This is a genomic window from Comamonas resistens (assembly GCF_030064165.1).
GTDB classification, from domain to species: domain Bacteria; phylum Pseudomonadota; class Gammaproteobacteria; order Burkholderiales; family Burkholderiaceae_C; genus Comamonas; species Comamonas resistens.
In genome coordinates, this window is record NZ_CP125947.1 from 3,032,953 (window position 1) to 3,053,204 (window position 20,252).

The 20,252-nt window shown below is 63.2% G+C and carries 20 protein-coding genes and 1 pseudogene; 6 read left to right on the plus strand and 15 right to left on the minus strand.

Translation table 11 applies throughout. The annotated features are described in order from the left end of the window. Positions 1-49 precede the first annotated feature (49 nt). Both QMY55_RS14155 and QMY55_RS14160 read right to left on the minus strand, forming a co-directional pair. A complete protein-coding gene (locus QMY55_RS14155) occupies positions 50-1,522 on the minus strand; it encodes an MFS transporter (protein WP_283484836.1) in 1,473 nt (490 codons plus the stop codon). After that, entirely contained in the window at positions 1,515-2,714 is a 1,200-nt protein-coding gene (locus tag QMY55_RS14160) for a multidrug effflux MFS transporter (RefSeq protein WP_283484837.1), read from the minus strand. Before QMY55_RS14160 ends, QMY55_RS14155 begins: the two co-directional genes overlap by 8 nt. A gap of 165 nt (positions 2,715-2,879) precedes the next feature. On the opposite strand from QMY55_RS14160, the gene QMY55_RS14165 reads away from it, so the two are divergent. Continuing rightward, a complete protein-coding gene (locus QMY55_RS14165; RefSeq protein ID WP_283484838.1) occupies positions 2,880-3,509 on the plus strand; it encodes an Lcl C-terminal domain-containing protein in 630 nt (209 codons plus the stop codon). Positions 3,510-3,694: 185 nt separating this feature from the next. Here the strand turns inward: QMY55_RS14165 and QMY55_RS14170 are convergent, their stop codons facing one another. From QMY55_RS14170 to QMY55_RS14190, 5 genes are all read right to left on the minus strand, one after another. Next, positions 3,695-4,600 carry an SDR family oxidoreductase gene (locus tag QMY55_RS14170; protein WP_283484839.1) on the minus strand — a complete coding sequence of 302 codons (906 nt, stop codon included), beginning with the start codon at positions 4,598-4,600 and terminating at the stop codon, positions 3,695-3,697. A gap of 185 nt (positions 4,601-4,785) precedes the next feature. Next, positions 4,786-5,802 carry an NADP-dependent oxidoreductase gene (locus tag QMY55_RS14175; RefSeq protein ID WP_283484840.1) on the minus strand — a complete coding sequence of 339 codons (1,017 nt, stop codon included), beginning with the start codon at positions 5,800-5,802 and terminating at the stop codon, positions 4,786-4,788. A gap of 131 nt (positions 5,803-5,933) precedes the next feature. Beyond that, a complete protein-coding gene (locus QMY55_RS14180; RefSeq protein WP_283488965.1) occupies positions 5,934-6,344 on the minus strand; it encodes a PaaI family thioesterase in 411 nt (136 codons plus the stop codon). A gap of 100 nt (positions 6,345-6,444) precedes the next feature. Beyond that, complete coding sequence (locus QMY55_RS14185; protein WP_283484841.1) at positions 6,445-7,236, minus strand: SDR family oxidoreductase; 792 nt, start codon at positions 7,234-7,236, stop codon at positions 6,445-6,447. 164 nt (positions 7,237-7,400) lie between these two features. Next, positions 7,401-8,126: a methylated-DNA--[protein]-cysteine S-methyltransferase gene (locus QMY55_RS14190; protein ID WP_283484842.1), complete on the minus strand. Its 726-nt coding sequence runs from the start codon at positions 8,124-8,126 to the stop codon at positions 7,401-7,403. A 116-nt stretch (positions 8,127-8,242) separates the two neighbouring features. Here QMY55_RS14190 and QMY55_RS14195 point away from each other — a divergent pair, with 116 nt between their 5' ends. Further along, positions 8,243-8,548: a hypothetical protein gene (locus QMY55_RS14195; protein WP_283484843.1), complete on the plus strand. Its 306-nt coding sequence runs from the start codon at positions 8,243-8,245 to the stop codon at positions 8,546-8,548. On the opposite strand, the gene QMY55_RS14200 is transcribed toward QMY55_RS14195, so the two are convergent. The 3 genes and pseudogenes from QMY55_RS14200 to QMY55_RS14210 all read right to left on the minus strand — a co-directional run bounded on the left by QMY55_RS14200 (position 8,542) and on the right by QMY55_RS14210 (position 10,905). Further along, the gene (locus tag QMY55_RS14200; RefSeq protein WP_328517798.1) at positions 8,542-8,901 is read right to left on the minus strand and encodes a class I adenylate-forming enzyme family protein; all 360 of its coding nucleotides are present in this window, start codon (positions 8,899-8,901) and stop codon (positions 8,542-8,544) included. The genes QMY55_RS14195 and QMY55_RS14200 overlap by 7 nt on opposite strands. A gap of 72 nt (positions 8,902-8,973) precedes the next feature. Then, positions 8,974-10,110, minus strand: a pseudogene (locus QMY55_RS14205) (AMP-binding protein); the annotation flags it as partial. A 24-nt stretch (positions 10,111-10,134) separates the two neighbouring features. Then, positions 10,135-10,905, minus strand: a complete 771-nt coding sequence (locus QMY55_RS14210; protein ID WP_283484844.1) for a crotonase/enoyl-CoA hydratase family protein — start codon at positions 10,903-10,905, stop codon at positions 10,135-10,137. A 60-nt stretch (positions 10,906-10,965) separates the two neighbouring features. Between QMY55_RS14210 and QMY55_RS14215 the strand changes: the two genes are divergently transcribed. After that, positions 10,966-11,775, plus strand: coding sequence for a type IV toxin-antitoxin system AbiEi family antitoxin domain-containing protein (locus tag QMY55_RS14215; RefSeq protein ID WP_283484845.1), 810 nt, complete (start codon positions 10,966-10,968; stop codon positions 11,773-11,775). A 274-nt stretch (positions 11,776-12,049) separates the two neighbouring features. Continuing rightward, positions 12,050-13,003, plus strand: a complete 954-nt coding sequence (locus QMY55_RS14220; protein WP_283484846.1) for a class I SAM-dependent methyltransferase — start codon at positions 12,050-12,052, stop codon at positions 13,001-13,003. Positions 13,004-13,102: 99 nt separating this feature from the next. On the opposite strand, the gene QMY55_RS14225 is transcribed toward QMY55_RS14220, so the two are convergent. The 3 genes from QMY55_RS14225 to QMY55_RS14235 form a co-directional block, all read right to left on the minus strand. Then, positions 13,103-13,960 (minus strand): ABC transporter permease, encoded by an 858-nt coding sequence (locus QMY55_RS14225; protein ID WP_283488967.1) that lies wholly within the window; start codon positions 13,958-13,960, stop codon positions 13,103-13,105. A 257-nt stretch (positions 13,961-14,217) separates the two neighbouring features. Further along, positions 14,218-15,078 carry an ABC transporter ATP-binding protein gene (locus tag QMY55_RS14230; protein WP_283484847.1) on the minus strand — a complete coding sequence of 287 codons (861 nt, stop codon included), beginning with the start codon at positions 15,076-15,078 and terminating at the stop codon, positions 14,218-14,220. Between the two features lie 23 nt (positions 15,079-15,101). Continuing rightward, positions 15,102-16,133 carry an ABC transporter substrate-binding protein gene (locus QMY55_RS14235; RefSeq protein ID WP_283484848.1) on the minus strand — a complete coding sequence of 344 codons (1,032 nt, stop codon included), beginning with the start codon at positions 16,131-16,133 and terminating at the stop codon, positions 15,102-15,104. A gap of 189 nt (positions 16,134-16,322) precedes the next feature. Between QMY55_RS14235 and QMY55_RS14240 the strand changes: the two genes are divergently transcribed. Together QMY55_RS14240 and QMY55_RS14245 are read left to right on the plus strand one after the other, a co-directional pair. Continuing rightward, positions 16,323-17,003 carry a response regulator transcription factor gene (locus QMY55_RS14240; protein WP_283484849.1) on the plus strand — a complete coding sequence of 227 codons (681 nt, stop codon included), beginning with the start codon at positions 16,323-16,325 and terminating at the stop codon, positions 17,001-17,003. Positions 17,004-17,009: 6 nt separating this feature from the next. After that, complete coding sequence (locus tag QMY55_RS14245; RefSeq protein WP_283484850.1) at positions 17,010-18,431, plus strand: sensor histidine kinase; 1,422 nt, start codon at positions 17,010-17,012, stop codon at positions 18,429-18,431. Between the two features lie 4 nt (positions 18,432-18,435). Here the strand turns inward: QMY55_RS14245 and QMY55_RS14250 are convergent, their stop codons facing one another. Continuing rightward, the gene (locus QMY55_RS14250; protein ID WP_412767166.1) at positions 18,436-19,215 is read right to left on the minus strand and encodes an SDR family oxidoreductase; all 780 of its coding nucleotides are present in this window, start codon (positions 19,213-19,215) and stop codon (positions 18,436-18,438) included. A gap of 19 nt (positions 19,216-19,234) precedes the next feature. Further along, positions 19,235-20,251, minus strand: a complete 1,017-nt coding sequence (locus tag QMY55_RS14255) for an ABC transporter substrate-binding protein (protein ID WP_283484852.1) — start codon at positions 20,249-20,251, stop codon at positions 19,235-19,237. Position 20,252: the final 1 nt, after the last annotated feature.

Genomic DNA, 20,252 nt, shown 5'->3' on the forward strand with positions numbered 1-20,252 from the left:
TCATAGCGTCTCACGTAAACCTAGACAGGGTTAGACCCCTATTTGATGCCTAGGTATGCGCCTTGGCTGCAGGCGCCTGCCGCACGCGCAGCATGCTGAAGACCCCGGCCATGGCGGCAAAGCCACCGGCAATCCACAGCGCCAGCACTTCGGCATGGCCGCCATGGCCACCGGAAATGACAAAAATCGTGCCCAGCACCACCGCGCCCAGTGTCTGCCCGGTCATGCGGGCCGAACTCAGCATGCCGCCGGCCGCGCCGCTGCGCGCCAGTGGTGCCGAAGTGACGATGGTGTGATTATTCGGTGACTGATAGAGCGCAAAGCCGCTGCCGGCCAGCAGCATGCGCCAGACCATGTCCCAGTGCGCCACATCCGCCGGCATGGCGGCCAGCAGCCACAGACCGCTGGCAAACATGGCCATGCCGATGCCGCCCAGCAGACCATCGGGATACTTGCCGATCAAACGGCCCGCAATCGGCGCCGTCAGCATGGTCGCCACGGGCCAGCTGGTGATCAGCATGCCGGCCTCCATGGGCGACAGGCCACGCGCATCCAGCAGCAAAAATGGCAGGGCCAGATAAGACATCATCTGCGCCGTGAAGGCCGAAACCGAGCCGCACATGGACAGTGCAAACACCGGGATACGCAGCAGATCAACAGGAAACAGCGGCGCCTGCATGGGCCACTGGCGGCGCAGATAGACATAGCCCACCAGCACGCCCGCCACCAGCAGCCACCAGCCCGACGGCATCCAGGAACTGGCCGGCGCACTGTGCGGGCCCAGGTGCATGCCCAGCTGTTCGCCGCCCAGAAAGATCAGCGTGAACATCAGGATGTTGAGCAGCACATCCAGCGGCGCAATCCTTTCGCGGCTGTCCTGGCCCGCATGACTCACGGGGTTGGCAGGCAAGGCCTTGCGCCCCAGCCACAGCGTGAACAAACCCAGCGGCACATTGATGGCAAACAGCCAGGGCCAGCTGCCCACGGACAAGATCGCCGCCGCCACCGATGGCCCGGCCATGGAGGATGTGGCCACCGTCAGGGAATTGATGGCCATGCCGCGGCCCAACTTGTCGCTGGGATAGGTCAGGCGCACCAGGGCCGCATTCACGCTCATCACGCCAGAGGCGCCGATACCTTGAAAAACACGGGCCGCAATCAGCGTGGCCAGCGAATCGGCCATCAGCGCGCCCACGGAGGCCAGCACAAAAACCGCCATGCCCACCAGATAGATGCGCCGGTAGCCCAGGCGCTCGCCCAGAGCCGCCAGCGGCAGCAGCAACACCAGGCCCGCCAGTTGATAGGCGTTGACCACCCACAGTGTCTGGGCGGAGCTGGCCTGCAACTCCCTGGCAATGGCGGGCAGGGCCAGGTTGACGATGCTGCTGTCCAGCACCGACAGCGTCAGCCCCAGGATGATGACCAGCATGGCCCGGCCGCGCGGGCCCTCAGGCAGACCTTGATGCAGGCCCTGATGCACGGGAGCCGGATTGATGCCAGAGCTTGCAGCGGGCTCAGCCATGACGCGCTCCCCGTGAGCCGCCCAACGTGATCCAGGCCAGCGCCACGCCCACCAGTGCACCCAGTGCCATGCCCACCACCATGGGCAGGGGCTTGCCGTTCGAGAAATGGCCGACGATCTGCATGGCTGCCGCACCGCTGAGCATCTGCAGCGTGCCCAGCAAGGCCGAAGCCGTGCCGGCAATCTCGCCATGCTCTTCCAGCGCCAGCACCGAAGTCGTCGGAATCACCAGCCCCATCAGCGCACTGGCGACAAAGTACAGCGCAACCAGCACTGCCAGCTTTTCACCGCCCATCAGGTAATAAGTCATGAGCGAAGCCATGACCAGCCCCGATGCCGATGCTGCCACCTTGACCACATTCACCAGCCCATAGCGCTGGCCCAGCCGTCCCGTGAATTGCGCTGCACCGATAAAGGCGATGGAGTTCAGCGCAAACGCCATGCTGTACTGCGTGGAGGACAGGCCGTAGTAATTGATGAGCACAAAGGGCGAGCCCGCCAGATAGACAAAAAAGCCCGCCATGGCACAGCCGCCGATAAAGACCAGGCCCAGATAGTGAGCATCGCGCAGCAGCTTGAGATAGGCCTTGAACGCCCCGCCCAGGCTGCTGTCCAGCCGCAGCTCGGGCGTACGGGTCTCCTCCACGCCGCGCCAGGTGGCGACCAGGCCCAGCATGGCGGCCGCAGCCACCACCCAGAATACGGCGCGCCAGCCAGCCACAGCAATCACGCCGCTGCCAGCCAGTGGTGCCAGAATGGGCGAGACGCTGAACACCAGCATCAGCAGCGACATCATGCGCGCGGCGGCGTGACCGGTATGCAGATCGCGCACCACGGCACGCGGCACGGCCATGCCGGCCGCAGCGCCCAGGCCCTGAAGAAAACGAAAGACCACCAGGGTCTCGATATTGGGAGCCAGCGCACAGCCCACGCTGGCGGCAGCAAACAGAATCAGGCCAAAGTACAGCGGCGGTTTGCGGCCCAGCATGTCGGACACAGGACCATAGAGCAACTGCCCCACGCCGATGGAGAGGAAGAAAGCCGTCAGGCTGGCTTGCACTGCCCCGACCTGGGCGCCCAGGCTGCTGCCGATCTGGGGCAGCGCGGGCAAATACATATCGATGGCGAACGGCCCAATGGCCGACAACAGGCCCAAAATCAGAACCAGACGCAGGGAAACGGAAGCTTGCATAGAGGTGCAATTGTCGTGGTAACTTGATTTACGTGCTGAGCAACGTGCGTTTTGCGGCCAACGCCCTGCCCTTGCCGCCAACAGCAAGGCTTTCACCGCTGTCATTGGGGCAATGGCTTGCGCCACCAGCGGCACAATCGCGGCAACACATCATTGAGAGATGCCGTGCATTTGCCTTTTTTTGCCGCAATTCCCAAACTGGCTGTGCGCAGCCTGCTATGTTTTTTGGTGATCCCTGCCTTCGCGCAAGACGCCGCCCCGACCTCGGCTGTTCCAGCAACTGTGCCTTTTCACCCATCGCCCGACGGGCAGATGGTGATCGACACCCGGGCCAAACTGGCCTGGCCGCGCTGCGCCGAAGGCATGGACTGGAACGGCAAGAGCTGCACGGGCAGCGCCCTGCTCCTGAACTACAAGCAGGCCCAGGCCCATGCGGCAGAGCGCAGCAAGAGCGAGAACCTGCGCTGGCGGCTGCCGCGGGTCAACGAGTTCAAACGCCTGCTGGACCGTGGCAGCAAGCCGCAAGGCCTGAACCCCGAGTTCTTTCCCAATGCCCCGCGCGACTGGCACTGGACAGGCACGGCTGCCGTCAACACCCAGCGCCTGAACAGCTACAACTACAGCCAGGTCGACAAATCTCAAAGCATTACCGGCCTGTCGGCACAGCAAGCCTGGGCCGTCAACACCGAAACCCTGCAGACCACGCCGGACATGGGCAAGGGCAATGCCCTGCTGCTGCGCCTGGTGCGCCCGGCGACAGAAGCGGAGCTGAAGGAGCTGGGCCGCGCACCATGAAAATGGCTCCCACGCCTGCCCAGCGAACGGCTCGACGGCAATAAGTCACCCCACGCTCCCCACTGTCTGTGGTTCGCTATCCCTCCAAGAGGACCTAGGCGACCCCGGCGTTTTTATCCTGGCGCGGCCCGGCGATAAAAAAGCCTTGCCATTCCCGGCAAGGCTTTCTTTGGCAACCTGGACTCTCAGCCAGCGCGCAACGCGGCCTTGAGGCTCTCCCCCAACTCGGGCTTGTGGGCAAACGGGTCCGTGGGATTGCGCCCCCGCACCACATCCTCCATGCGCACCTGCACCGAGCCCAGGGCCTGAGGGTGGCTGTAGATATAGAACTGGCCAGATGCCATGGCCTCAAACACCTTCTGCGCCACATCGGTCGCCGTGACCTTGCCCGAACCGACTGCCTTGTCGGTCATGGCCTGGCCGATCTTCTGGCTGGCCGTCAGCGGCTGCGCCTCCAGACTCTGCGGACGATTGCGTTCGCTATGGCCTATGCCCGTGGGCACAAAGAAAGGACACAGCAAGCTGGCGCTGACCTGGTCCGACACCAGAGCCAGGTCCTGGTAGAGCGTCTCGGTCAGAGACACCACCGCATGCTTGCTGACGTTGTAAATGCCCATATTGGGCGGAGCCAGCAGGCCCGCCATGCTGGCGGTGTTGACGATATGGCCTTCGTAGGCAGGGTCGGCCTTGGCGGCCTCCAGCATCATGGGCGTGAACAGGCGCACACCGTGGATCACGCCCCAGACGTTGACACCCAGCACCCATTGCCAGTCGGCAACCGTGTTTTCCCAGACCAGACCACCGGCACCCACGCCCGCATTGTTGAACACAAAGTGCGGTGCGCCAAAAGTCGCCTTGACCTCGGCAGCCAGCTTTTCCATCTGCGCCGCATCCGACACATCGACCTTGCGCGCCAGCACCTGAACACCGGTAGCTTTGAGCTCTGCTTCGGCCTTGTCCAGGGCTTCCTGCTGCACGTCGACCAGCACCAGATTCATGCCCCTGGCCGCCCCGATGCGTGCGCACTCCAGACCAAAGCCCGAGCCTGCACCCGTCAAAACCGCCGTCTTTCCCTTGAAGTTCGTGATCATTCTTGTCTCCGAATATTTTTATGTGAGCAGTGCCTGAAGCTGGCTCGCTCCAGATCAGAGATGCCGAGCAAGAGCCGCCTCGCGGCGGGGCCGCCCCGGCGAAGGCATCGTCCCCCTTCCCTAGCGCGCAGCGCGTAGAGAAAGGGGGCGCCCGGCTAGGGGAAGGCACAAAGCGCTTCAGGGGGTCAGACCAGTTTCACCAACTGCTTGCCGAAGTTCTTGCCCTTGAGCAGGCCCAGGAAAGCAGCAGGGGCCGACGCCAGTCCCTCGGACACTGTTTCGCGCGGCTTGAGCTTGCCTGCGGCAACCAGGCCCCCCAGCTCGGTCAGTGCCTCGCCCCAGACCTCCATGTGCTCGCTGACGATAAAGCCTTCGAGCTTGATGCGGTTGACCAGCAGTAGCGCAGGATTGGCCAGCGGCAGAGGCTGGCCGTCATAGCCGGCAATCATGCCGCACAGGGCAACACGCGCAAACGCATTGGTGCGCAGCAGCACGGCATCGAAGATATAGCCGCCCACATTTTCGAAATAGCCGTCGATGCCATTGGGGCAGGCCTCCTTGAGTGCCTTGGCCATGGTCTTGACGTCGGGGTGCTCGCGGTAATCGATGCAGGCATCAAAGCCCAGTTCGTTCACTGCATAGGCGCATTTTTCCGGGCCACCGGCAATACCCACCACGCGGCAGCCGCGTGCCCTGGCCAGGGCCGCAAACGCACTGCCCACGGCACCGGTGGCAGCGCTGATCACCATGGTTTCGCCGGCCTTGGGATTGATGATCTTGACCAGTCCATACCAGGCCGTGACGCCCGGCATGCCCACGGCACCCAGGTAATAGGACAGAGGCACATAAGTGGTATCGACCTTGCGCAGCGCACCGGGCACACCGGGGTTGACGACCGAATACTGCTGCCAGCCCCCCATGCCGACGACCTTGTCGCCCGCATGGAACTTGGGATGGCGGCTTTCCACCACCTCGCCCACCGTGCCGCCCTGCATGACCTCGCCCAGCGGCTGGGGCTGGGCATAGCTCTTGGAGTCATTCATGCGGCCCCGCATATAGGGGTCCAGACTCAGATAGTGATGGCGCACCAGCACCTCGCCATCCTGCAGCGCGGGCAGCTCGGACTGCGCCAGCTTGAAGTTGCTCTCTACCGCCTCGCCCGTGGGGCGGTTGTCGAGAAGAATCTGTTGGTTCACGGTCATGATGCATTCCTCGAAAAGTGACGAGGCCAGGGGAAATTCACACCCGATCACCCCCTACCCCTTGCTGGCAAAGCGCTATGCGCTATGCGCTATGCGCTATGCGCTATGCGCTATCAAAAAAATATAACTCGTCAGTCGGTCGCAGGCCCGTTGCTCTCAGGCTTGCGCTTCATGTATTTGAAGGTGCCCGTGGCATGGACGCACAAGCGGCCCTGTGCGTCGTAGATGCGGCCCTCGGTGAAAGCCATGGTACCTGTGCGATGCAGCAGCACGCCCTTGCCCACCAGGGGTCCGCGCGCGGCCTGCATGAACGAGGTCTTCATCTCTATGGTGACCACGCCCATCTCGAAATCCACGCTGCGCGCGGCCACGGCCATGGTCACGTCCAACAGCGCCATGGAGGCACCGCCATGCGTGACGCCAAAGGAGTTCAGATGCGAGGGCTGCGGCGTGTAGTGCAGCTCGGACTCTCCTCCCTCCATCTTGTGCAGGGTCATGCCCAGCTCTGTAACAAAGGGAATATCTGCACCGAATGACAACACGCTATGGTCTTTCTCAATGATGGGCCGCACGGACAGGCGGCAATGCCTTGAATGTATACGCGCCAGCTCATGCCCAGGGCGAGCAATTCAAGGCCTTGGCTCAGCCGCCTACCAGCGCGCTGACACCACCGTCCACCGCCATCCACTGGCCCGTGATGTGCTTGCCCGCATCGCTGGCATACAGCAGGGTCAGGCCCTTGAGGTCCTCATCGTCGCCCAGACGGCGCAGCGGTGCATGGGACTTCATCTCGTCCTCGCCCAGGGTCTCGATCAGCACGGCAGCCATCTTGGTCTTGAAAAAGCCCGGGCAGATGGCATTGACGGTGATGCCGTGCTCGCCCCACTCACCGGCCAATGCGCGCGTGAAATTAATCACCGCGCCCTTGGAAGTGTTGTAGGCAATGGTCTTCATGCCCGTGGGATTGCCGCCCAGGCCGGCAATCGATGCCAGATTGATGATGCGACCGCTCTTGCGCTCCAGCATGGACAGGCGGGCAATCTGCTGGCTCAGCAGAAAATAGCCACGCACATTGAGGTTCATGACCTTGTCCCAGGCCGAGGTGGGATGATCCTCGGCAGGAGCGCCCCAGCTGGCACCCGCGTTGTTGATCAGAATGTCCACATGACCGAGGCGCTGCACGGTCTCTTTGGCCAGGCGCTCGATATCGGCCTCGTCCGAACAGTCGGCGGCAATCCAGTCCGCCACAATGCCGGCGGCCTTGAGTTCGGCGGCTGCCTCCTCCAGGTCCTTGGCCTTGCGCGATGTCAGCATGATTTTGGCGCCCGCCTCGCCCAGGGCATGGGCCATCTGCAAACCCAGGCCGCGCGAGCCACCGGTCACCAGGGCCGTCTTGCCAGAGAGATCGAAAAGTTGCTGCACCGTACGTGTCATTGCATGTCTCCTGCTCGTTATCAAATTTCAAGGCCCGGGGTAGTCACCCCAGGCCGCGTCTCTAAGCATGTCTCAAAGCTCGAAGGATTGTGCGGGCGCACCTGCCCCCGACTTGTCACCTGCGTGTCGGTGCTGTCCCGCAGGTTGCAGCACCGGCGGGCGCTCTAGTCGGCGAACAGTGACAGCGTGCCGCCCCAGGCCCCGCCTTCGATCTCCAGCATCTGCAGCTTGGTGATCGCGCCCTGTCCCCCCGAAAAGCCGCCGGCAGCACGCCCCGCAGCCAGCACCCGATGGCAGGGAACAATGGGCGCAAACGGGTTGGCCCCCAGCGCCTGCCCTACCGCCCGCGCCGCGCCCGGCTCGCCCAGCGCCGAAGCAACATCGCCATAGGTACAGGTCTGCCCGGGCCCGAGTGCTCGGGTGAAGGCATAGACACGCGAATGAAATGGCGGCACGCCAAACTCGTCGAGAGGAATCTGCTGCAGCGACGGCAGTGCCCCCGCTGCATCGGAGCTCTCAGGCTTGCAGGCGTGGCGCATATCACCGAGCACACCAGCCGCCGCCAACTCTGCCGACAGTCTGGTCCAGTCCTCATTCAAGCCAGGCCGGGTTCCGGCCAGCAAGCACTGCACACCCGCCATGGCCTGCAACGCCAGGGCCGGCAGCTCCTGCATGGCGGCCACCGGGATATAGGCCGCAGCGCCCCGCTCGGGCTGCAACTGATGGCGCTTGCGCAGTCCCAGCAGCATGCGTTCCCGCGTCTCGCCCGGTGTGCTTTCAGGCAGTTGCACGGCGGTCACGGCCTGTGCATTCCATGCCAGACCACAGACACCGATGCGGGTGGCAAACAGGGCGAACCCGGGGAAAGGCAAAACGGCAGCGAGATTCATGGCCGCAGTGTATTCACAGCGCATGAAAAGGCCATGCAAAAAATTTTGCTTCAACTGTATTAAATAACAGTTGTTTACTGTACATTCAACCAGTCTCAACACTGTGAACCACGGACATGCAAGAAGCCATTTTCACCGTCTCCCTCTGCGACTACCCCGAGCTGCCCGAAGACAAGCGCCTGCAGGCCGAGGCCCGTTATGCCCGCGTGCTGGCCCGCCAACTTGGCGGCGAAGAAGAGGTCAGTCATGCCCTGGGCATTGTTCAAGGCCTGGAAGACACCCCGCCCGAGGAAATCACCGAAGAAGCCAAGCTCACTTTCGGGCGCTGGATGAAGGCCGCACGCGCCGCCGCCGAAGCCGGCCTGCAAGGCATAGGCGGCACGGAAAGCTGCTTTTTCGATGTGCGGCGCACGGCTTACTGAGCCTTCAGCTTCTCGCGCATGAGGCGGCGGTTGAGCTTGCCCACCGCCGTCTTGGCAATTTCCTTCACAAACAGCACACGCTGCGGTTTTTTGTACGAAGCCAGCTGTGCGGCCACATGGGCAACCAGCTCCTGCTCGGCAGCCTGCGCGCCGTCTCGCAGCACCACGGCGGCCGTCACGACCTCCACCCACTTTTCGTGCGGCAGGCCCACCACCACGCACTCGCGTACGGCCGGGTGAGTCAACAAGGCGTTCTCCACTTCCAGCGGATAGACGTTGTAGCCGCCCGTGATGATCATGTCGGACTTGCGGTCCTTGAGGTGCAGAAAGCCCTGCGCATCCAGCATGCCCATATCGCGCGTGCGCACCCAGCCGTCGTGCGTGAAGGTTTCCGCATTGAGCGAGGACGCGTTGTAGTAGCCGCGCACGGCAGACGGCGCCCTGACCGTGATCTCCCCTGTCTCGCCTGCCGGGACCTCTCTACCCTGCTCATCAAGCAGGCGCAGCTCCACATCCACACAAGGCTGCCCGCAGGCCGACCCCATAAGCTCCGGCGTATGGTCTTCGGGCCTGAGCACGGCCAGGCACAAAGGCACTTCGGTCTGCCCGTAGTATTGCTAGAAGCGGTGCTGTCCCCACTGCTCCATGGCTTTTTGCAGCACGCTGCGCGGCATGGGCGATGCGCCGTAGATCACGTATTTGAGCGCCGAGATGTCGACCTTTGCAAATTCCGGGTGCTCCAGCAGCATTTGCAGCATGGTGGGCACCATATTGATGGCCGTCACCCGCTGTGCCTGCAGCGTGGCCAGGAACTGCCCCGGCTCGAACCCCGAAAGAATGACGGTACGCCCCCCGCGCAACCAGAAAGGCAGGACAAACACGCCGCTGGCATGAATCATGGAAGCCGCATGCAGCATGGCATCGTCCGCCGTCGCAGGCAGCAGGTTGAGCAACACATTGCGGCAGATGCCTGCAAACGAGGCCTGGGTGTGCTGCGCGGCCTTGAGCGTGCCCGTGGTGCCGGAGGTGAACAAGGTCAGCACGATATCGTCGGGCTGGACCTCAATGTCCGGGCCGTGACCGGGCTGCGCCTGCGCCAGCGCGCAAAGATCCTGCGCTTCCGGCATCGCCGTGCCAAGCCCCAGGATGGATAGCTCTGGCATGGCCGCCCGCAGCTCTGCGGCCCGCTGCTCCAGCCCCTGGCCAAACACCAGCCGCGCGCAGGCCGTCTCCTGCAGCATCTTCACATGCTCGGGCAATGACAGCCGCGCATTCAAGGGCACACGGTTGAGGCCCGCCTTGACGCAGGCAAAGTCCATCGGCACGCTGAGCAGGCCGTTGTTGATCAGCAGCGCCACGCGATCGTTCTGCCGGACTCCCTGGGCATGCATGGCATGGGCGAGCTGACTGCTCAGCCTGTCCACCTCGGCAAAGCTCAGGCTTTGCTCACCAAACACAATCGCCACGCGCTCGCCATGCTGACGCGCACCGCGACGGATCAGCTCAAGATAGGTGGGCTGGCGTGCATGCATGCCGCCGTACTGCTCATTGCTCATGGTCATCTCCCATTTTTTGAATCGACCGACTTAGAACTGGCCGTGCCGCCCTGCACCTTTGGCAAAGCGCGCCGCGCCATGCACGCCTTCGGCAGCCACCATTGCCACACCTTCACGGCCTTCGTGGCGCAAGGCCTCGGCCAGACTCATATCCCACTGGGCATAGGCCGAGGCCCGGTCGACATTCATGCACTGCTGCGGAAATTCGGCCAGTTGCCGCGCCAGCTCCAGCGCCTGGGTCAGCGCCTGCCCTTGCGGCACGACGCGATTGGCCAGCCCCATGGACAAGGCTTCGTCGGCATGCACGGGCCGGCCGGTGAGAATCATGTCCAGCGCCCGGCCCATGCCCACAATGCGCGGCAGACGCACCGTACCGCCATCGATCAAAGGCACGCCCCAGCGGCGGCAGAACACGCCAAACACTGCAGACTCCTCCGCCACACGCAAGTCGGCCAACAGGGCCAGTTCCAGGCCGCCAGCCACGGCATAACCGCTGATGGCAGCAATCACCGGTTTGCTCAGCGCCAGCCGGCTCGGCCCCATGGGGCCACAGCCGCCGCCGTCCAGATCCAGCTCATTGCGTAACTGCGGATCTGCCACCGCCGCCAGGTCAGCGCCCGCACAGAAATGCCCGCCAGATCCGGCCAACACGGCCACGCGCAGACTGTCATCACGCTCAAAACGCTGAAAAGCATCGCGCAACTCCTCGGCCATGGGCCGGTGAACCGCATTGCGCTTGTCGGGACGACTCATGATGATGCGGCACACCGGACCATCGACTTCAAACTGCACAAACTGCATGCCTTTCCTCCTTCATCGGGTTGACAGCCATGCTATTGATGCTTTCAATATTTCTCCATCATGGACAAAGCCTGTAATGTTTTGCCACGCCGCCCCTCTGCTACAGATTTGATACTGGACCTGCTGGTCACACGGGGCACACCGCTGTCAGGCCAGGCTCTTATTCAAGCCGCAGCCCTGTTTGGCATCGGGGAAAATGCGGTGAGGGTCAGTTTGAGCCGCCTGATCTCCAGCGGAAAAATCGAGCGACTTGAGCGCGGCCTCTATGAGGCAAGGCTTCAACCCTCCCGCCTTGCCTACACCGTGGACCACTGGCACAGACGCGAAGAGCTGCGAGTGCCCTGGCAAGGCCACTGGCTCGCCGTTCAGGATGCAGAGACGTCACGCGCGGACAAGTCGGTCTGGCGCCGCCATCAACGCGCTCTGGGCCTGCGCGGCTTTGCATCGCTGAGGGCCCAGCTGCATATACGCCCGGACAATCTGCACATCTCTTTCGACCAGCTTCAGGCGGAACTGGAATCGATGGGTATTGCCCCCGGCAGCGGCCTGATGCGAATTCATCAATTCGATGCCACACACGAAAGCCATGCGCGCGCGCTCTGGAACACACGTTCACTGGAGTCCGCCCACAAACACTGGATCGACGTCGTTCTCGGCAGCCATGCAAGACTGGAAAGCCTGCCCCTGGCCAGTGCCGTGCGCGAGTCCCTCTTGCTGGGCCGCGCGGCCATCGCCCATTTACTGCGCGACCCATTGCTTCCCGAAGAGCTCATGCCATCCCGGACGCGGCAGATACTGCAAACGCATCTGCGGAGCTATCAGCAGCAGGCCGTCAAGCTCTGGCTGCTCTGGTTCGCGCAATACGAGTGATACCTGGGTCCGGGGCTGGCTGCCGGGCAGGCCCAGGCACTGATTCGCGGCAGCTTAAAAAAGCCCCCACGCTTGCCCACTTCGTGTGACCGCTGCCCCCCAAGGGGGCTGCTTATTGCCTTGGGGCGGCCCGGCGGCAATAAAAAAGTGCCAGCCGCCCATGAATTGGCACAGGGCCGCGCTGAGTCACCTTGAACTGCATACACTGACGCCCTCTCATTGCCGACGACCCGGTGCTCTGCAGCCAGTTGCAGGGCCAGTTCTGCCTTCTCTCATGCAAGCCCTGCTCGACACCATTGCCCAGATGCCCTTCCCCACCGATGCCCAGCGCATCTTTCATGGCCGGGGCGGGCGTTTTCCTGGTTGCGAACAGATCGTGCTCGATGCCTTTCCTCCGGTGCTGCTGCTGACAAGCTTTGCGCCGGTCGATGAAGCCCAGTTGAGCCGCATCGGCCAGGCTCTGGAGCAGCGCTGGCAGCAGATTGCACCGACAGATCAGCCCCTGATCTGGGCTTTCCAAAGCCGCGAGCCGGGTGGCAAGGCCGAGACGCGCGTCATGGCCGGCGAGCTTCCCGAACCCCATGTGGTGACGGAAAACGGCGCGAAATACCTGGTTCACATCGCACGCGGCCAGAACCACGGACTGTTTCTGGACATGGCCGCAGGCCGTGAGTGGGTGCGCCGCACCGTGACGGCCCACCCTCAGCCCGCGCGCATGAAGGTGCTCAATCTGTTTGCCTATACATGCGCTTTCTCGGTCGCGGCCAAGCTGGCCGGCGCTGGTCAGGTGCTCAATATGGACATGAGCAAGGGCGCGCTGGCCACGGGCCAGCAGAACCACCAGCTCAACGGCGTGAAGGCCGGTGCCAGCTTTGCGGCACACGACATCTTCAGCAGCTGGGGCAAGATTGGTCGTGGCGGGCCTTACGACCTGATCATCGTCGACCCTCCCAGCTACCAGAAGGGCAGCTTTATCGCCACCAAGGACTACGCGCGCCTGATGCGCCGCCTGTCCGATCTGCTGGTACCCGGCGGACACGCCCTGCTGTGTCTGAACGCGCCCGAGCTGGGTACGGACTTCCTCAAGGCGCAAATGACCGAAGCCGCGCCCGCGCTGCAGTTTGTGCAGCGCGTGGTCAACCCGCCGCAGTTTGCCGATGTGGATGAGGAGCGCAGTCTCAAGGTGCTGGTTTACCGCGAGCCGGAACTGGATAAAACCGGCACCTGACGCAATACCAGAGCGCACAATGCGCTCTTTTTTCATGAGCAATCCATGAAAAAGCCACTGCAGCGGGGCAGTGGCAGAAGGTAGAACCGGGGCAGCGGCTCAGAAGGCCGCAGGCCGCCATTTGAGCAGGCGCTTTTCCACCTGCCCCAGCAGAAAGTCCGCCGCCAGTGCCACCACGGCCAGCACAATCATGGCGGCAAATACGCCGCTGGCATTGAACGCGCCCTGGGCCGTGGAGATCAGCAGGCCAATGCCTTCCTTGGCACCCAGGAATTCGCCCACCACCGCGCCCACCAGAGCAAAGCCGAAGCTCACGTGCAGGCTGGCCAGAATCCAGGACATGGCCGAAGGAATCACCACCGACATCGTCACCTGGCGCGGCGAGGCGCCCAGAATCTGGGCGTTGGCAATCATGTACTTGTCGGCTTCACGCACCCCCTGGAAGGCGTTGGCAAACACCACAAAAAACACCATCACCACGGCCAGCGCCACCTTGGACGCCATACCCAGGCCCAGCGCAATCACAAAAATGGAGCCCAGCACCACCCGCGGAATGGAGTTGGCGATCTGGATATAGATGGAAAACACATCCGACAGCAGCTTGTTGCGACCCAACACAATGCCGCAGACCACACCAGCCACCGCGCCGATCAGAAAGCCGATCACCGTCTCTTCCAGCGTCACCAGCACCTGCTGCCACAGCGGGCCTTGCGAAGTGCCGTCACGCAGCCATTCCACGATCTGGTTCCAGATCATCGAAGGCATGGAATAGAAAAACGGGTCGATCCATTTCAGGCGCGCCGCCAGCTCCCAGCCGCCCAGCACCGCCACCAGCACAATCAGGCGCAGCGCGATGATCATGGTGTGGCGGCGCTTGATGGCCGCCTGGGCGACGATGGACTCCTGCGCCAGCGCCGCATCGCTGACGGCCGCAGGCGTATGGTTGGCCGCCGCCATGGCGGCCGAAGCGCCCAGCGACTGCTCGGGCGCGCGATTCAAACTGATTTCAGACATGGTGTTCTCCAGCCACATAACCGGGGCATAAAAACCGAGGCGTTTACCCAACTCAAAATGGCACATAAGCTCAAAAACTGGCGCACCCCAGTACGGGCAGCCGAGCAAGAGCCGTCTCGCCGCGAGGGCTGCGTCCCCCTCCCGTGAAACGAGAGAGGGGGAAGGCGCGGGGCCGCCCGGGCAAAGCGCCTCAGGGGGAGCTACGAGATATTCACTTCCTCGCGCAGGTCATCCCAGATGCGCTTGGACAGGTCGATGAATTGCGGGTCATAACGCACCTCGCTCATGATGCGCGGGCGCGGAAGGTCGATGTCGTAGACGCGCTTGAGCGTGGCGGGGCGCGCCGTGAGCACAAACACCCGGTCGGCCAGCGCAATGGCTTCCTCCAGATCGTGGGTCACGAACACCACCGATCCGCCCGTGCCCGACCACAGGCGCAGCAGCTCGTCCTGCATCAGCGTGCGGGTCTGCATGTCCAGGGCCGAAAACGGCTCGTCCATCAGCAGGATCTCGGGCTGGTTGATAAAGGTCTGCGCCAGGGCCACGCGCTTGCGCATGCCGCCCGAAAGCTGGTGCGGATAGTGATTGCCAAAGTTGGCCAGGCCCACGCGGAGAATCCACTCGTCGGCCAGCTTGAGCGCCTGCTCGCGCTGCATGCCGCGAAAGACGGGGCCGGCGGCCACGTTCTCGCGCACCGACTTCCAGGGAAAGACGGCATCGGCCTGGAACACAAAGCCTATGCGCGGATCAATCCTGTCCACGGGCTGGCCCATGACCCTGACCTGGCCCACGGTGGCCTTGAGCAGGCCGGTGATCAGATTCAGCGTGGTGGATTTGCCGCTGCCCGTGGGGCCGACGATGGCGATGAATTCGCCCCGCGCCACTTGCATGGAAAAGTTGCGCAGCGCCAGCGTGGCCGTGCCGTCTGCCGAGATAAAGCGCAGCGAAACCTTGTCAAATTCAATAGCTGGCTGCGCTGATACATTAATGCTTTCAGCATCGATTGACTGAAAAACCGAGGACTGCTGCGCGCCAGGCGCTATGGTTTGTGCATAGGACATGAATTTCTCCTCTGGCTCGCGACTTACTTGTTGGCCAGATAGGCGTTGCTATAGGTCTTGCCCAGATCGATGTGCGCGCTCTTCACATTGGGCTTGTAGGCCGAGAGCACCTTGAGCACGGTCTCGGGGCCGCCCGCGGGCATGGCGCCATCCTTGGTAAACATGGGCAGCGAGGCCTTGAGCGCTTCCACATACAGCGCCTTGTCGCTGCCGTAGTAGTCCTTAGGCATCAGCTCGGCAATCTGCTCGGCGCTATGGGTGCTGATATAGGCCATGGTCCTGCCAAAGGCGTGGGCCAGCTTGGCGGCCTGCGGCTTGTGCGAGGCTGCCCATTCATTGCGCACATACAGGCTGGCTGCGGGGTACAGGCCACCCAGCGCGGCCTGCGTGCCGGCTTCGGTACGCATATCGACCAGCACCTTGGCGTCCCCGGTCTTGAGCATTTGCGCCACCGTAGGGTCGGTGGTCATGCCGGCCTGGATGCGATCCTGCTTCATGCCGGCGATAAAGGAGTTGCCAGCGCCCACGGGCAGCAGCGAATAGTCCTTGCTGGCAATGCCCTGCTTGTCCACCAGATAGCGGGTCAGGAACTCGGTGGACGAGCCCAGACCGGTTACGCCCAGAGTCTTGCCCTTGGCATCGGCCATGGTCTTGAAACCCGCGGCTGCGGCCTTGGAAGAGACCAGTTCCACCTCGCCTGGCACCTTGCAGAACACGGCAATGGCTTCGATCTCCTTGCCCTTGGCCTGCAGGTCGATGGTGTGGTCATAAAAGCCCACCACGCCCTGCACGGCGCCCGCAATCAGCTGGTTTTCGGCATCCACACCCGCGGGCTGGGACTGCAACTCCACCTTCAGACCTTCGTCCTTGAAGTAGCCCAGCGCCTCGGTCAGCTTGGCGGGCAGATAGATGATCTTGTTGATGCCGCCCACCATGATGGTGATGTTGTCACTATCGGCGGCATGGGCGGCTGGCAGGCCCGCGCACAGCGCCAGAGCGGCGATGGATACCGTGGACAGCAGACTGCGGCGGGAGGATTTGGACAGGCGGGACATGGGCGGTCTCCTTGGAAGTGGTTTCATCTGCGCATCGCCTTTTGGGCGGGCTTTGCGACTTGAGTGAACACAGTCTAGAAATCGCGCGCTTTCGGTCAGCTTTCGCTGCACCGCAAAATTTTTAGGTGTAAACCCGGGTCGTTTTTCCCCGTACGTCACGGGTATCCGGGCAGGTTTACGCTGCATGTCATGCGAATTCTTGTGGTTGAAGACAACACCGAGCTGGGCCAGTCCCTGACCGAGCTGCTGCGCCAGCAAGGCTTTGTGGCGGATCTGGTGGAAAGCGGCGACGCGGCCGATCAGTGGCTCAGGCAGACCCGCTATGACCTGCTGCTGCTGGACTTGAATCTGCCCGGCCTCAGCGGCAAGGCGCTGCTGCGCAGGCTGCGCGAGCGCGGCAGCGATCTGCCCGTGATCGTGCTCACGGCCTCGGACTCCATGGACCAGAAAGTGCTGTGTCTGGAAATCGGCGCCGATGACTATCTGGTCAAGCCCGTGGACATGCGCGAATTGCTGGCACGCATGCAGGCCATTGCCCGCCGCCAGCATCCGGGGCGCGAAAACCATTTGCGCTGCGGCAATCTGCTGCTGGACCTGCGCACACGTCAGTTCAGCGTGCAGGAGGCAGAGCTGGCCCTGCCCCCGCGCGAGCGCGGCGTGCTCGAAGCGCTGATGCTGGCCCATGGCAGTGCCGTGTCCAAACCCCGGCTGCTTGACGCCATCTACGGCATGGATGAGGAGGCCAGCGAGGATGCGCTGGAGCTGTATGTGCACCGCCTGCGCAAAAAGCTCGAAGCCAGCGACGCCACCATCATGACGCTGCGCGGCGTGGGCTATCTGCTCAAGCAAAAACTGCCGCCCCCCGGCTGACACGCCATGTTCTACAGCCTGCGCGCCCGCCTGGCCCTGTGGTTGCTGCTGCCGCTGGCACTGCTGGTGGCCCTGTGCGGCTATGCCGCGCATGAGCATGCCGAGGACGCGGCCGACTATGTGCAGGACCACGACCTGCTGTCATCGGCCAAGAATCTGGCGGACCGCCTGATCTGGGAAGACGGCGATATTCATGCCAGTGTGCCGCCATCGGCATTGAGCCTGTTCATGTCGCCCGAGCATGACCAGGTGTTTCTCAGCGTCATCAACGATCAGGGGCAACTGCTGACTGGCCAGCCCGATTTTCCGCAGCCCCCGACTTTGCGACTGACGGGCGGCGATGCCGCCCAGTGGTATGACACGAAGTGGCAGGGCCAGAAGCTGCGCGCCGTCATCACGCGCCGCGCCATGTATGACGTGGCTGGCTCGCGCCAGATCACCGTCATCGTCGGCAAAACCACCCACAGCCGCGACAACATGGTCCGGACCCTGTGGTGGCCCACCATGGAATATTTGCTGTGGGCACTGGTCGTGGCCGTGCTGGTCAGCGCCACGGCGCTGACGCTGGAGTTGCGCCCCTTGCTGCGCACGGCGCGCCAGCTGTCGAGCCGCCAGGTGCAGCCTGCACGCGATATGGATTTTCACCTGGACTCGACCCGGCTGCACCAGGAACTGCGCCCGCTGGCCGAAACCCTCAACCAGTTTGCACGCACCATACGCAACCAGGTCACGCGCCAGCGCCAGTTCATCTCCGATGCGGCCCACCAGCTGCGCACGCCGCTGGCCATACAGGCCCATACCTTGCAACAACTGCAGCAGCTATCGCCTGACGAACAGCCCCAGCAAAGCGCCCTGGTGCAGCGCCTGCAGCGCAGCAACCAGCAGCTCATCAGCACCACCAATCAGCTGCTGACGCTGGCCCAGGCCGAGCAGGCGGGCAGCGCCCAAATGCAAACCGTGGACCTGCGCGAGCTATGTCTGCAGGCACTGCAAACCTTTGCCCCGGCGGCCGAGCAAAAAAGCCTGGACCTGGGACTGGAAGATGGCGGTGCACCGCCCCATACCTTTGCACTGCATACCAGCAGCCGCCTGCTGCCCGAGCTGATCCACAACCTGCTGGACAACGCCATACGCTACACGCCCGCACATGGCCAAGTCACGCTGGGCCTGCAATCGACAGCCGACAGCATCACCCTGTATGTGGAAGACAACGGCCCCGGCATTCCGCGCCAGAGCCATGACAAGGTGTTTGAGCGCTTTTACCGCCTCGGCAGCGACCAGCCAGGCACAGGGCTGGGCCTGGCCATCGTGCAGGAAGTGGCCCGCGCCAGTCAGGCGCGCATCACGCTGGGGCCTGCGCTGCAAACGGCCAGCACGCCGCTGCGCCCGGGCCTGCGCGTGGAAGTGGTGTTTCCGCGCGCCGCTTGAAACATCAACGCATCACCAGGCCGCCATCGACCAGCAACACCTGTCCGGTCATAAAGCTGCTGAGGTCCGATGCCAGAAACAGCACCGGACCAGCCACATCTTCGGGCCTGGCCAGACGGCGCAGCGGTGTGGCGGCCATCAAGGATTCGCGAAACGACTCCTTGCTGCCCTGCGTGCCCTGGGTCGGATAGACCAGACCCGGCGCCACGCAGTTGACACGTATGCCCTGCGGCCCCAGCTCGCTGGCCAGATTGCGACTGAATCCCACCAGCGCCGACTTGGCCGTGCTGTAGTCGTGATAGGCCACGACGGGGTGCTCTACCAGGTTGCTCACGATGTTCACGATGCTGCCCCGCGCACGCTGGCGCATCAGCGGCAGCACTGCACGGCAGACATTGAAAGTGGCACCGACCGCACCATCGAACTGCGACTGGTAGTGCCCCCATTCCAGATCATCAAAGCGTTGCCGGCTCTCGGGATCGAAGGCATAGGGTCTGAATGCGTTGTTGACCACGATGTCCACGCCGCCGGCATCGAGAGCAATGCTGTCCACCATGCTCTGCACGGCTTGCGCATCCCCCACATCGGCCTTGACGGCCCAGGCATCGCCGCCCGCTGCTTCGCCTGCTTCCAGGCAGGCAGCCACCGTCTGCTGCGCCGCCGCATCGTTGCTCAGGTAGTTGATGACCACCGTCGCACCTTCGCGGGCAAACGCCGTCGCGATCGCCGCGCCTATGCCCCGGCTGGCTCCGGTGACCAGAACCACCTTGCCGCGCAGGTTCATAGCAGAGGAATGCGCCATCTCAGGCACCCGGCAGCAGCGAAGTATCGACCACCTCGGTCACCTTGATCTGGCGCTGCACCATGCCCAGCGCACGGTAAGTGTCTGCGCCCTTTTGCAGCGCGGCCAGATCAAAGTGGCCCAGACCGGCCTTGGCCTGTGCAGGTTGTGACGCAGCATTGCGCAGCTGAATGATTTCGCGGTTGATGTCCATATTGGTACCGTCGATGGCGCGCCTGCTCGCAATCTGCGCCGCCTCTTCGGGCTGGGCCATCATCCAGGCCGCGCTGTCGCGGTAGCCCTTGAGGAAAGCCTTGAGCAAATCCTTTTTCTGGCGCAGCGTCTCTTCGCGCACCACAAACATATCGCTGGAGATATTGAGCGTGTCGCGCACCTGCATGACGTTGACATCGCCCATGCCCTTGCGCAGGCCCACGGCCAGGCCGGTGTCGGTGGCTGCCGTGGCATCGACCTGGCCCTGCATCAGCGGCGCAAAGTTCAGCAGGCCGGTGACGACGATGGTCACGTCCGACTCCTTGAGCCCGGCCTGGTGCAGCATCACCAACAGGTTCTGGCGTGTGCCGCTGGACAGGCTGTAGACACCGATCTTCTTGCCCTTGAGGTCTGCGGGCTTGTGAATGCCGGCCGACTTGAGCGAGACCACATTGAACACGTTCTGCGGGTAGATGTCGTAAATCGCGACCAGCTTTTCACCCTTGTCCAGCGCCATGAAGAACGAGCCGGGGTCGGTAAACGCCACATCGGCCTGCCCGGCCAGCATATTGCGAATGGCATCCCCGCCGCCAGCACCGGGCAGATAGGCCAGCTCCACGCCCTGAGCTTTAAAGAAGCCCTTGTCCGGCTCCGCCAGGATGTTGGTGATCTCGCTGATGGGCTTGCTCCAGCCCGCCAGCCGTATCTTGCCCTGAACGGGCGCAGCCGCATGGCTCATGCCGGTCAGCGCCAGGCCCGCGATACCTGCACCGGCACCCAACAGGCTGCGGCGAGAAAGAGTCGAGACAATGTTTTCTTGGTACATA

Bases quoted from the DNA above. Each gene is read 5' to 3' on its own strand.
- QMY55_RS14230 (WP_283484847.1), bottom strand. From the start codon at position 15,078: ATGTCCTATGCACAAACCATAGCGCCTGGCGCGCAGCAGTCCTCGGTT.
- QMY55_RS14250 (WP_412767166.1), bottom strand. From the start codon at position 19,215: ATGAACCTGCGCGGCAAGGTGGTTCTGGTCACCGGAGCCAGCCGGGGC.
- QMY55_RS14190 (WP_283484842.1), bottom strand. From the start codon at position 8,126: ATGAATCTCGCTGCCGTTTTGCCTTTCCCCGGGTTCGCCCTGTTTGCC.
- QMY55_RS14195 (WP_283484843.1), top strand. From the start codon at position 8,243: ATGCAAGAAGCCATTTTCACCGTCTCCCTCTGCGACTACCCCGAGCTG.
- QMY55_RS14215 (WP_283484845.1), top strand. From the start codon at position 10,966: ATGGACAAAGCCTGTAATGTTTTGCCACGCCGCCCCTCTGCTACAGAT.
- QMY55_RS14200 (WP_328517798.1), bottom strand. From the start codon at position 8,901: ATGGGCATGCTGGATGCGCAGGGCTTTCTGCACCTCAAGGACCGCAAG.
- QMY55_RS14155 (WP_283484836.1), bottom strand. From the start codon at position 1,522: ATGGCTGAGCCCGCTGCAAGCTCTGGCATCAATCCGGCTCCCGTGCAT.
- QMY55_RS14175 (WP_283484840.1), bottom strand. From the start codon at position 5,802: ATGACCGTGAACCAACAGATTCTTCTCGACAACCGCCCCACGGGCGAG.
- QMY55_RS14170 (WP_283484839.1), bottom strand. From the start codon at position 4,600: ATGATCACGAACTTCAAGGGAAAGACGGCGGTTTTGACGGGTGCAGGC.
- QMY55_RS14240 (WP_283484849.1), top strand. From the start codon at position 16,323: ATGCGAATTCTTGTGGTTGAAGACAACACCGAGCTGGGCCAGTCCCTG.
- QMY55_RS14185 (WP_283484841.1), bottom strand. From the start codon at position 7,236: ATGACACGTACGGTGCAGCAACTTTTCGATCTCTCTGGCAAGACGGCC.
- QMY55_RS14220 (WP_283484846.1), top strand. From the start codon at position 12,050: ATGCAAGCCCTGCTCGACACCATTGCCCAGATGCCCTTCCCCACCGAT.
- QMY55_RS14255 (WP_283484852.1), bottom strand. From the start codon at position 20,251: ATGTACCAAGAAAACATTGTCTCGACTCTTTCTCGCCGCAGCCTGTTG.
- QMY55_RS14210 (WP_283484844.1), bottom strand. From the start codon at position 10,905: ATGCAGTTTGTGCAGTTTGAAGTCGATGGTCCGGTGTGCCGCATCATC.
- QMY55_RS14245 (WP_283484850.1), top strand. From the start codon at position 17,010: ATGTTCTACAGCCTGCGCGCCCGCCTGGCCCTGTGGTTGCTGCTGCCG.
- QMY55_RS14160 (WP_283484837.1), bottom strand. From the start codon at position 2,714: ATGCAAGCTTCCGTTTCCCTGCGTCTGGTTCTGATTTTGGGCCTGTTG.
- QMY55_RS14235 (WP_283484848.1), bottom strand. From the start codon at position 16,133: ATGTCCCGCCTGTCCAAATCCTCCCGCCGCAGTCTGCTGTCCACGGTA.
- QMY55_RS14225 (WP_283488967.1), bottom strand. From the start codon at position 13,960: ATGGCGGCGGCCAACCATACGCCTGCGGCCGTCAGCGATGCGGCGCTG.